We start from the raw sequence: 12,807 nt of genomic DNA, 5'->3' as shown, positions 1-12,807 counted from the left end.
AATGCATATAATTACCTTTTCATTCATCTTTATTTTGTTATTATTCTTCTTAATTATTAATTCTATTCGTCGCGGGGCTTTAGAAACAAAATATGCCGTTTTATGGATTTTTGTTTGTGTTGCAATGGCTATTTTAAGTTCTACTGATAAAATTATAAATTGGATTGGAAAACTATTAAAAGTAGAATATCCACCATCCATCTTATTCTTATTTGGATTATTATTCTGTTTCATCTTAATTTTTGACCTAACAAGAAAAATTTCTAAGCTACACCATCAACTTGTAACAATAACGCAAGATTATGCGTTATTAAAGCAAAAGTTAAACGTAACAAAAACTGAAACTGATAACAAATAGCTTTCCATTCAAATATGAATATATATAAAAAAACATCTTAATTTCTTTAAAAAATTAAGATGTTTTTTTATTTCAAACTATTTTTTGCTAATTAATAATTTACTAATTTTCATAACCGTTGCCACGGTTCCTACTCCAATTATAATAAATAAAAATGGAATTAATGGTAATGCATATCTTTCATATGCGGCATAAAAACATGTCAAAGCTGTTTGCAGTAAAAGAATTGACCATAAAAATGTAGTCTCTCTCCACCTTTTTAGAAGGAAGATAAATGAAAGTATCGTACATATTAAAAACATCGTCTTAATAAAATTATGTATTTCATTCATATCTTTTGCAGAAACATTGAATACTTCAATATTATGCTCTATAGAATAATACGGTTTTTTCCACATAATTTCTGGCTTCAAGATTAAATAACTCTCTATCATGGAATTCCTATCTGTTTTCCACCATTCTTTCATTCTATCTTTCGCTATTTTTTCTTCTAATTCCATAAACTTATGTGCTTCCAGATTAGGGTACTTTGCGTTTAATTCTACTTCAAGTTCTGCCATATTCTTACCTTCTGGGTAACCTTTACCTTGATACGTTCCAAGTAATAATGGATTCCCTGCCCCAGCAGTTAGTGGAATAAACTTATCAAATTGAATGTAATTGCGGGCCCACCATGGTCCAAGTACAATAAGTCCTATTCCTATACTTATAATCGCTTGCTTCATCATAACGCGGAATGGATAGCGCTTCATTAAGAGATATATAAATAATGGTATTGGATATAAAGCAACTTGTACGCGTAAGTACAATGCTAAAAAGTAGAAAATTAATACAATTAGAAAATGTTTCGTTTTATGAGTATCAGCTAATTTTAAACTCCAATATAATAATCCCAATGAAAAGAATAGAAACGGTCCTTCTGTTAAAGTTAAATTTTCTACAACAATCTCTGGAGGATACACAGCTAATAAGAAAGCACCTATTAATCCTGCAGCGGGATTCAATAAATAAGTACCAATCTTATAAGTTAGTAAAATACTAAGTACCCCTAATAGGATAATAATTAATTTAGCTACAAAAAGACCTTCATTGCCATTTCCAAAAAAGTAAAATACAGTAGCTAAAAATGCTGGAAAAGCTGGCATAATATGAATAGTTGGTTTATCCGGCTCATGATATGTTAACATTCCTGTTTCCAATAAAATGGTTGCCGTTTTTTGATAACCTAGATCATCACTTGCTAGGGTCAAATCTGCACCATGTGTTTGTAAAGTTGCAAAACGCAGCGCAAAACCAATTATCATAATAATCCCTAAAAGGATTACATTAGATTTGCGAGTAAATCGCCTTAACATCTCATCTTCTCCCTTCAAATACATAATTTTCAAATTATATTTCTATATTTTTACAAGACAATATATTCTATAATAAATACTTTTTATACAAAGTACAATAATAGAAAGTTGATTTACAAAGTTTATATGCGTTAAACTGATACAGATGTTCTTGTAATCTTCTTCCTTTCAAAAGGCTTGTATATATGGTGCAAGACATAAAAAATTTGAGGAGATAAAAATTCTATGATGGAACAAAAACAACTTGTTTCTGTTGTCATACCCCTGTATAACACAGAAAAATATATTGAAGAAACGATGCAGTCAATACTGGATCAAACATATAAAAACATTGAAATTGTAATTGTAGATGATGGAAGTAAAGATCAATCACCTTCTATCGTAAAAAATCTTGCGGAAAAATATCCGGGTCAAGTAAAATACGTTCACCAAAAAAACCAAGGTGTTTCAGTAGCTCGTAATACAGGGATTGAAAATGCTAGCGGAGAATACGTGGCTTTCCTTGATAGTGACGACTTATGGCATCCAACTAAAATTGAGAAACAAATCGAGAGTATGCATAAAAACAACATGGACGCGTGCTATTGTGGTTATATGAATTTCTACGAAGAAACAGGCGAAAAGGTTGAGCATACAACAAACTTTATTAAAGGTGATATGGCAAAAGCATTCTTAACACACCAAGTTGTTGCTCAAACAAGTACTTGGATTTTCAAACGCTCTATCGCAATGAATCATAATATCCGTTTTACACCAGGATGTAGCTGGGGAGAAGATTTGGAGTTTTTATTTAAACTAATGAGTGTGACAAATGTATGCTATGTCGATGAATACTTAACATATTATAGAATCTTATCAGAAGGAAATCTTTCTTCTAAGTATAAAGATTATGAATTAAAAACGACAAAAGAGTTGGAAGTATTCAATCGTATGAAAGATTGGGTACATAACAAATCTCAAGACTTCATTACGAAAGACCCTCAGTCACTTATTGAGATTCTTGAGACTTATTTATTCCCTTATACTGTTATCAATAATGCTTGTATATACATTAAAGAAAACTCTCAATTAAATAATGCCCAAGTTCAATTAATCAAAAAAGATATAAAGAAATATTGCCATAAAATCTATTCAAAAAACGGAAAGCGTAGTAAAAAACTATATGCAATGCTTTGGTTTGTACGAATTAAATTTCTGTTTTCTTAAACTGAAAATATAGTACTCACCTCTCTTTCCGTAAACAAATCAAATTTACAAATAGGACAAACGAAAAAGGTCCTAAAGAATAGAAAGGTTTTTTCTCATGAAAACAAATAAGATTCTTAAAAATGCCTCCTACCTATTTGTAGGAAATATTACTGTTCGATTTGTACTTGCTATCGCAACGATTCTCTTCGCAAGATACGTTTCTCCCGGTGAGTATGGGATGTTCACAACTGCATTAGCAGTTTCCGCTGTTATTTGTTATTTCACAGATGCTGGTTTGACACATACGTTTATGCGTGAAGGAACGAGAAAGGATGCAAATATTAGCGTACTAATCAGTAGTTATTTACGCATTCGTTTCGTATTAGCTGTCGTAATTTCTGTACTCTTCGCTATTTTTGCTCAGTTCTTCTATACTGATGCCTACCTACTCGCCATGGTATATTGGGTTGTACTACCAACAATGTTTGGAGCAACTTTACAAGGCGTTGGAATGGCTTATTTCCAAGTAACAGAACGTATGCAATTTACAGCGATTATTTCTGTACTACAAGGTGTAACAGCCGCAGCTGCGCTTCTACTCGGAATGTCGTTGAAATGGTCACTTATGACGGTCGCTGCTATGTATGGGATATCTAGTCTTGTAACAGGAGTCATCGCCTTCATAATGGTACTCCGCCATACGACAGTTCATAAGGGCTGGGACAAAGGGATTTTAGATCAACTGCTGATTTTCACAATCAATGGCATTATCATTATGCTTTTACCGCAGTTAGGCCCTATTATATTAGAAAAAGTTTCGACGTACGAGCAAGTTGGATTCTTTGGAGCTGCATCAAAAATACCTGCAGTCCTTTATCAAATACCTGGTGTAATTGCAGCAGCCTTTTATCCAAAATTATTTGCGTTTGGAAATGAAAAGAATATTGATGAACATAGAAAACTATCTCAGTTTGAATTAAAACTGATGTCTTTTTTAGGAATGGGAATCTCCATTCCATTTATCGCTGATCCAAGCTTTTGGATTGTTACTTTATTAGGCAAAGAATATGCGCCAGCTGGTGATGCTCTTGCCATTTTAGCCTTTATGGTCATTTTACAATCTATTAACTATCCACTTGCTGATAATTTAACGACAATTGGTCAACAATGGAAACGCGCAACAACAATGGGAATCGGACTAGCTGTTGCCGTTATAAGTTACATCGTCTTAGGTAGTCAGTTCGGAATGATGGGAGCAGCTATTGCCGCTATCCTTACCGAGATTACGTTATTAATCGGATTCACTCTATTTGTTCGTAAAGGCTTCTCGTTACTATTTAAAGGGATTATATTCAATACCTTAGCCTTTATCATCAGCTATATTCTATACCGTACAATATTAATTACCTTACCGCCATTAGTTGCTTTAACAATTACTGGTATATTATACGGTATTATCGGTCTTGCAATCGATCCACAAATACGCGGATTGATTTTAGGATTTATAAATAAAAAGCTGGCTCGAAAATAAATAAAAATAAAAACTTCAAATCAAATTTGAAGTTTTTATTTTTATCTTCTTCACTTAGAAAATGAGCCCTTTTTCAATCTATATCTTAAATTGACTTGCCTTTCTGGAATGATTATACTTGGAAACGAACAGCACTAGATGTACAACACCTATTATTAAGGTAATTCATAGTTAATTCTTCATGTAAATATTAACTATTTACACCCTAAATTTACCACACATTGCACCAATAAACACTTTATTAATACTATTAAAAATCGCCGATTCATACACAGTTTTTCTTCATCCTAAAACGATATCCAGAGATGAAGAATGTGGCAATTGCATTTAAGGAGGCTTATTTATTTAATGACTTCAGAAGTAAATAAAAGAACATTTTTCACTAAAAGCATACTTATTATTATTCCATTATTAATAATATGTGCATTTGCTTTTCATTACTTTTTCCTAAAATCAGACAATGTATTTTCTAGTACAGGAGATGCATTATCACAATTTAGTTTCTTTACATTCCTTTTACAACACGCATTTAAAGATGGAAATTTATTTTGGTCTTGGGATTATGGCTTAGGTGGAGATTTATTCGGAGAATTTAGTTATTACTATAGTACAGCACCATTTTTCTGGCTTACGCTTCTACTTCCTAAACTAAATTTTGACCAAATCTTTGAGATGAAACTATATATGAGTATTTTAAAGAGTACATTAGCTATGTTATTCATGTATGGTTCTTTACGTTATCACAATAAAACTATTTTTTCTTCTTTCATTTCTGCCATTATATATGGAGGATGTGTAACTTTCATTCGCCATTCTTTATTATGGGATTTCATGGCAGATGCTATAGTGTTTTTACCTTTAGTAATATGGGGATTAGATAAATATATTTTAGAGCGAAAAAAAGGGTTATTCCTGTTTGCAACAGCACTTATGCTTGCATCAAATTTCTATTTCGCTTTCATTACTAGTATTTTTATCTATATTTATGCCTTTTTCCAATATTTCGCTACACAGCAGAACAAAACAATTAAAACATTTATAATTTATTATATTAGAATTGCTTTTCTATATGCTTTATCACTAGGTTTATCTGCTGTTTGCTTTATACCATCTGTAAATGGTGTATTTAGTTCCGATCGACTCGCTACAAAATTTACTATACCGTTATTGTTTGAAGGTACGTTTTATAAAAACTTAATGGAAAGTATCTTTTTCATTAATAATACAGAGGATTATCAGCTTGCATTCCCTGTTTTCATCCTCTTCCTTATTACTAGCGCGCTTCTAATACGCAATAAACTTATCACAAATAAATTAATCTTTACTGGGTTTATGTTAGTGCTATATATGCTTCCATATACGTATTCCGTATTTAATGGCTTTTCTGCCATGCAATACAGATGGTTTTACTTATTTGCATTTGTGGTTGCACAAACTGTCGCCTACATTTTAGATTGGATGCTACTCAACAAACAAAAGGTCAATTCTTTAATAGGTCCTTTGCTAGCAACAACATTATTTATTTACGCATTCTATAGAAAAGTAAATATAAATGCACAGCCGCTACAAACAATTGATAAAATTTTAATTTGCACTACTGTATTATCTATTATTACAATATTACTATGGCGCTATTTATCAAAAGTAGCCTTACAATGTTTCATTGTATTAAATGTACTCGTCAATGTAATATTTATTAATTACTTCTATTCAGATTTTGCTCTTAGTAAACACTTTAATCAAGCTGGCGTGACAAAAGAATCATTACACGGGTCAGGTCTTGATAATAAGGATGAAATTGACGCAATTCGTTATATACAAAATCAAGATAAAGATTTTTATCGAATTATCAATCCAAACAATAATTATAAAAATACGCCGATGTTGCAAGGTTATCATGGTACAAGTACTTATCAAAGCTTAGTCAATTATCATGTTCATGACTTTATGAAAAATAAGTACAATGTTTTCCAAGGATACGATAGTCCATCTATGTTCTTCCAGTTAGATAAACGATTATTCCTTGAGAACATGCTAGGGGTAAAATATTATGTACTAAGTGAAGGTGCTAATAAAACCGAAATTCCTTATGGTTATAAGCATTTACAACAAGTAGGTCCTTACAACATTTATAAAAATGAATTTGCACTACCATTAGGCTATGTATACGAAGCTGGAATAAGTGATGAAGAATTTTCAAAACTTAATTTTGCCGAGAAAGATCAACTTTTATTAGATGCTGTAGTTGTAAATGATGTTGGAAGTCTCCCACTAAAACAATTTAATACAAAACAGCTAGATTCAAAACAAATTAAGATTAATCCAAATAAAATGAAGTGGGAAAATATAGAGAAAGAGAAAGATATACTCACTGTTCATGAAAATGGGCGTATAATAGTACCTATTGATAATAACGATATGTTAGGTGATCTTCTTGTTGAAATTAAAATTAGAAATATAAACAAGGAATCATTTGGGGTTACCGTGAATGACAAATCTATGATAAAAGGTAATGAAGATGGAGCTTATGCTTATCCGCTAGAAAGATTTGTTTACAACTTAGGAAAAGATGCAAAGCCAACCGAGCTAATCATTTCTCTTCCTACTCCTGGTCAATATGAGTTGAAAGATTTACAAATCAACAGTACTAACTATCAGACTGTCCCGAAAAAAGTAAATACTTTAAAAGAAAATAGCCTACAAAACATTTACTATGAAGGTAACTCCTTAAAAGGTGATATTAATTCCACTAAAGATGGATTACTATATTTATCGGTACCATATAGTAAAGGATGGTCAATAAAAGTTGACGGTAAAGAAACGGAATTTACGAAGGCTAATTCCGCCTTTATTGGCGTTCCTATTTCCAAAGGGCAACATGTAGTTGAAATGAAATACGTCACACCTTATTTCAAAATGGGTCTCGTTATTTCTATCATTTCATTTATCATTTGCATCTCGCTTCTAGTTCTTGGAGATACGAAAAGATATTCAAAATTAAAAAATCGTTTTAAAAAAAGGTATTAAAATGAAGTGAAGTAAAAGTTGAAGATGATTTCTTCACTTTTACTTCATGCCCACTTTAAAATTACACCTAAGGAGGTCCTAACATGACCCTTTCAATAGTAGTACCATGCTACAATGAAGAAAAGGTGCTTCGTGCCTTTTCTTCAGAGACTTCTCTTGAAATTCATAAATTAACTACCGATTATGAATTTGTTTTTGTTAATGATGGTAGTAAAGATGATACATTAAATATTTTACGTGATTTAGCTAGTGCAGATTCATCGGTACACTATATATCATTTAGTCGAAACTTCGGAAAAGAAGCTGCAATGTTAGCTGGTTTAAAATATGCTACAGGCGATGCAATTGTTATTATGGATGCTGACTTACAACACCCTCCTACGTTAATAAAAGAATTGTTAGAAGGATATAACGAAGGCTACGACCAAGTCATTGCAAAAAGAACAAGAACTGGTGATTCACCTGTTCGCTCTTTCGTCTCTCGTCTTTACTATAAGGTGATGAATAAGTTTGTAGATATTGAATTAGTAGATGGTATTGGTGACTTTAGACTTTTAAGTCGAAGAGCAGTGGATTCTTTAGTGTCTTTAAGTGAATACAACCGATTTTCAAAGGGTTTATTCTCTTGGATTGGTTATAACGAATTAATCATTGAATATGAAAATGTATTACGTTCTGATGGAGAAAGTAAATGGACCTTCTCGAAATTATTAAATTACGGAATTGATGGTGTAATTTCATTCAATAATAAACCGTTACGTCTATCTATATATCTCGGATTACTAACAACCATTTTAGGACTTTTATACGTAATCACTACGTTCGTTCAAATCATCCTTGGTGGTGTGGAAGTTCCTGGTTACTTTACTCTCATTTCCGCTATACTATTTATTGGCGGTATTCAACTCATATTCCTAGGTGTGATTGGTGAATATATCGGTCGTATTTATTATGAAACAAAACGTAGACCGCATTTTATTGTAGCTGAAAAGAAAGTTAGTGAAGTTAAACAAAAGGCATAACCAAAAAGTTACTTCTGTAGGTAGAAGTAACTTTTTTATATACTAACATTTACAAACACTTCTTTTGAAAAAATATACATTTTGAAATGATGGCATTATATGAAAGAATTTAGTATCATGATTCAAGGTACTATTTCAAGTTGGACGGAGGATACTATGAGCTTATTAACAGTTGAAAAATTAGGACATACATTTGGCGATCGTACATTATTTAAAGATGTATCTATGCGATTATTAGCAGGTGAACACGTTGGATTAGTTGGTGCAAACGGTGTTGGTAAATCAACATTCATGAATATCATTACTGGTCAGCTTATTCATGACCAAGGTCGCGTAGAATGGACACCGGGCACACATTATGGCTACTTAGATCAGCATACTGTTTTAACGCCTGGGCGTACAATCCGTGACGTACTAGCGGATGCATTTTTACCGTTATTCGAAAAGGAAAAAGCTTTAAATGAAGTTACAGAAAAAATGGGAACTGCTACACCAGAAGAACTAGAAGAACTTCTTGAGCAAATGGCAGAAATACAAGATGCACTTGAAGCAGGTGGTTTCTATTTACTAGATATGAAAATTGAAGAGGCTGCACGTGGTCTTGGAATTGATGCAATTGGTTTAGATCGTGATGTTTCAGCACTAAGTGGTGGACAACGTACAAAAGTATTGCTTGCAAAGCTATTACTTGAACAGCCAGAAGTGTTATTGCTTGATGAACCTACTAACTATTTAGACGTTGAACATATTCATTGGTTAACAAATTATTTGAAAGAATACCCACATGCATTCTTATTGATTTCTCATGATACGGAATTTATGAATAAATGTGTTGATGTTATTTTCCATCTAGAATTCACAAAAATGACACGCTATACAGCGACATATGAAAAATTCCTAGAACTAGCAGAAATCAATAAAAATCAACATATAAACGCTTATGAAAAGCAGCGCGAGTTTATCAAAAAGCAAGAAGACTTCATTGCAAAGAACAAGGCTCGTTATTCAACGACAGGTCGTGCAAAGAGTCGTCAAAAACAACTTGATCGCATGGAACTTATTGATCGCCCAGAAACAGCGATTAAACCTGAATTCTCATTTAAAGAAAGTCGCGCAAGTAGTCGCTTCGTCTTTGAAGGTGAAAATGTAGAAATCGGATATACGCATCCTCTACTACCAAAGCTATCAATGACGATTGAACGTGGTGAAAAAATTGCTATTGTTGGATGTAACGGTGTTGGTAAATCAACGTTGCTAAAAACAATCTTAGGTAAAATTAAACCTTTAAGCGGTAAAACAAGTCTTGGTGACTTCTTAGAGCCTGCATACTTTGAACAAGAAGTTAAAGCTGATAATATAACACCAATTGATGATGTATGGAATACATTCCCTGGCCTAGACCAGCATCAAATTCGTGCGATGTTAGCAAAATGCGGATTAAAAAATGAACATATTTCTCGCCCATTAAGTCAATTAAGTGGTGGAGAACAAGCAAAAGTTCGTTTATGTAAGCTAATGGGTGAGGAAAGTAACTGGCTATTATTTGATGAGCCGACAAACCATCTTGATGTTACAGCAAAAGCGGAACTTAAGAAGGCTATGAAAGCATATAAAGGAACAATTCTCCTTGTATGTCACGAACCGGACTTCTATGAAGATTGGATCACAAAAGTTTGGGATGTTGAAGAATGGTCTCAAAATAGTAAGTAGTCTTTAAGAAAAAACTCCTTGTGTAGACAAGGAGTTTTTTCAGGCTGTGGAGAAAGTCTTCTCCACAGCCTGTTTTTGTGTCTGAACCTCTTTTTATGTGTCAACACTGATAAAAAAGAGGAAAAGGAGAGATTTTTTATGATGGGTGCTTTAAAAAATCATCGTGATGAGCGTGTATCTGTTTCTGTAGAAGAGTTGGTTCCACAAGATCATTTCCTTCGTGCAATTGAAGCGACAATTAGTTTTGATTTTATTGAAGAGAAGTTACGCCCTTATTACTGTGAAAACAATGGACGCCCGTCCATTCATCCTATTGTTTTATTTAAGATGATGTTTATTGGATATTTTTACGGTATTCGTTCTGAGCGTCAATTGGAAAAGGAAATTAAAACGAATATTGCCTACCGTTGGTTTTTAGGGTTTTCTCTATCGGATACTATTCCGGATCACTCTACAATCAGTTGGAATCGTCGTACTCGTTTTATTCATACAAATATTTTCGAAGAAATTTTTGATGAGATTGTGAGACAAGCGACGGAGCACCGGATGGTAGGAGGACGTGCACTGATGACAGATTCTACACATATTAAGGCCAATGCCAATAAAAATAAATTTGTACATAAATATAAAAAAGAAAAAGCAAAGTTTTATATAGACGAGCTAGAAGCTGCGGTAATCGAAGATCGTGAGGTACATGGAAAAAAGAATTAAAACCTAGAAAGGAAAGTGATACCCCTACCAAAAAAACTCGTATAAGTACAACGGATCCAGATAGTGGATTTTTAATGAGAGATGGAAAACCAAATGGTTTTCATTTCTTGGATCATCGTACGACTGATGCGAAGTACAATATTATTACAGATACCTATGTAACGGCTGGAAATATGGCAGATTCCGAGCCGTATTTAGCACGCCTCCAAGCTCAGATTGATAAATTCGACTTCAAAGTAGAAGCTGTTGCCCTTGATGCTGGCTATTTTACAGGATATATCTGTAAGAAACTATCAGAACGGAATATATTTATGGTGATGGGGTATCGCCGATTTGGAAAACGGAATAAAGAAGTACCGAAAAGCCAATTTAAATATGTAGAAGAAATGAATGTTTTCGCTTGTCCGATGGGATGTATTCTAGAATATGTAACAACTGATCGTGAAGGATACCGTCAATACAAATCGAATCCAGAAGACTGCGCTGTTTGTCCGTTACGTGAGGTGTGCTTTTCAAAGAAACAAAAACAAAAAGTTATCACTCATCATGTGTGGGAGAAATATAAGGATATTGCTAGAAAAAACAAGCTAACAGCTACAGGGAAAAGGTTGTATAAAGTACGCTGTTCCACTATAGAGCGAAGCTTTGCAGACGCCAAAGAACTACATGGCTACCGCTATGCCCGGTTTCGAGGGCTGAAGTCTGTCCAAATGCAAGCTTATCTCACCGCAGCTTGTCAAAACATGAAAAAAATAGCCCTCCACCTGACCAAAAAGGGTCAGGTGGAGGGCTATTTTTTAAAATTCTATTATTTTATGTTGTTTTTATTCGCTAAAATCAAAAAAGATTCCAGAGTGTTGGGAACCCTAAAGGGTTTCCCAACACTCTGAAAAAACTCCTTGTGTAGACAAGGAGTTTTTTACTTATTTTTATTAAGAATTTTTTATATTGTAGTATCCTATAAGGCGTAATCGAAATTCTTTTAATTCCGGATACGCCTCTAAATTTGCTAACATACCTCTAATTACCGGAATTCTTGGATTAAGCAATCGTATTTCCGCCTCTAAAACATCTAATGTAACCAACAGCTCATCATCCTCTAATTGATCAGCTAAAGTGCGCTTAAATACAATAATCTCTTTTAAAAAATGTTCTTTAACTTGTTCCTTAATAAGCTCTGATTTACAAAGGAATTCTCCAAGCTTTTCTTCATGTAAAATAGGTTCTTCCGAAGATTCTACTAAGCCATCTACTAAATTATCTACTCTTTTTAAAATAAAAGCAGCTACATACGATAAATCAATTTCTGGTGCTTGTAAAATAATTAATTCTAAATACCCACGGCATATGCCTTCTACCATAATTACTAAATCCAATAAATATGGCATAACCTTTTCACCATAAATGGACAATAAACTATTCCGATAAAATGCATGAGACTCTAACTTCATCCGCATCATAAATTCTTCTACTTCTTTATTAAACGGAATCGCATTTTCTCTCGCATGCATAATAATAAATTCTTTATGCTTTTGTATATCATTAAACTGACAATGTAATTGTTTTGCAAATTTTTCACGTGGCAATAAAGACTCTTGTTCAATATCCAGCATTTTCTTTTGGATTTTGTCATAATAATATCGAAGTGTCGCTAATAAAAGCTCATCTTTCGATTTAAAATATAAGTAAAAAGCTCCCTTAGATATACCACTAGCTGTCACAATTTCCTGCACTGATGTCGCATTTACACCCTTAGTAGCAAATAACTTCATAGCCGATTCTATAATTAAACGCTCTTTTTCTTTCATATCTTCTCTCCTAAATTTAATCTCGCATCTTATTATAAATGTATTATACCATCTCTTTTTATTGACGATTGACCGAACGGTCAGTTATATTATGTAT

At 33.1% G+C, this 12,807-nt stretch carries 8 protein-coding genes and 1 pseudogene; 7 read left to right on the top strand and 2 right to left on the bottom strand.

What is annotated here, in order from left to right:
- The first annotated feature begins 1 nt into the window (after nt 1).
- On the top strand, nt 2–358 hold the full coding sequence (locus AC3WVZ_RS27350) for a DUF2304 domain-containing protein (RefSeq protein ID WP_065212360.1): 357 nt from the start codon (nt 2–4) through the stop codon (nt 356–358).
- A 77-nt stretch (nt 359–435) separates the two neighbouring features.
- On the opposite strand, the gene AC3WVZ_RS27345 is transcribed toward AC3WVZ_RS27350, so the two are convergent.
- Nucleotides 436–1,713 carry a glycosyltransferase family 39 protein gene (locus AC3WVZ_RS27345; protein ID WP_063246473.1) on the bottom strand — a complete coding sequence of 426 codons (1,278 nt, stop codon included), beginning with the start codon at nt 1,711–1,713 and terminating at the stop codon, nt 436–438.
- A gap of 225 nt (nt 1,714–1,938) precedes the next feature.
- Here AC3WVZ_RS27345 and AC3WVZ_RS27340 point away from each other — a divergent pair, with 225 nt between their 5' ends.
- From AC3WVZ_RS27340 to AC3WVZ_RS27315, 6 genes and pseudogenes are all read left to right on the top strand, one after another.
- Entirely contained in the window at nt 1,939–2,919 is a 981-nt protein-coding gene (locus tag AC3WVZ_RS27340; RefSeq protein WP_065212362.1) for a glycosyltransferase family 2 protein, read from the top strand.
- A gap of 97 nt (nt 2,920–3,016) precedes the next feature.
- Nucleotides 3,017–4,432, top strand: a complete 1,416-nt coding sequence (locus tag AC3WVZ_RS27335; RefSeq protein ID WP_233935695.1) for an oligosaccharide flippase family protein — start codon at nt 3,017–3,019, stop codon at nt 4,430–4,432.
- 348 nt (nt 4,433–4,780) lie between these two features.
- Nucleotides 4,781–7,459, top strand: a complete 2,679-nt coding sequence (locus AC3WVZ_RS27330) for a YfhO family protein (RefSeq protein ID WP_233935694.1) — start codon at nt 4,781–4,783, stop codon at nt 7,457–7,459.
- 83 nt (nt 7,460–7,542) lie between these two features.
- The gene (locus AC3WVZ_RS27325) at nt 7,543–8,481 is read left to right on the top strand and encodes a glycosyltransferase family 2 protein (protein ID WP_233935692.1); all 939 of its coding nucleotides are present in this window, start codon (nt 7,543–7,545) and stop codon (nt 8,479–8,481) included.
- A 156-nt stretch (nt 8,482–8,637) separates the two neighbouring features.
- The gene (locus tag AC3WVZ_RS27320) at nt 8,638–10,191 is read left to right on the top strand and encodes an ABC-F family ATP-binding cassette domain-containing protein (protein WP_000055410.1); all 1,554 of its coding nucleotides are present in this window, start codon (nt 8,638–8,640) and stop codon (nt 10,189–10,191) included.
- Between the two features lie 138 nt (nt 10,192–10,329).
- Nucleotides 10,330–11,699 (top strand): annotated as a pseudogene (locus tag AC3WVZ_RS27315) (IS1182-like element ISBth7 family transposase); the annotation flags it as partial.
- A gap of 135 nt (nt 11,700–11,834) precedes the next feature.
- Here the strand turns inward: AC3WVZ_RS27315 and AC3WVZ_RS27310 are convergent.
- Nucleotides 11,835–12,710, bottom strand: a complete 876-nt coding sequence (locus tag AC3WVZ_RS27310; RefSeq protein WP_000659648.1) for a TetR/AcrR family transcriptional regulator — start codon at nt 12,708–12,710, stop codon at nt 11,835–11,837.
- Nucleotides 12,711–12,807 lie beyond the last annotated feature (97 nt).

Source organism: Bacillus sp. CPT56D-587-MTF (assembly GCF_058792335.1).
This window is presented reverse-complemented; position numbering and strand designations above follow the sequence as displayed.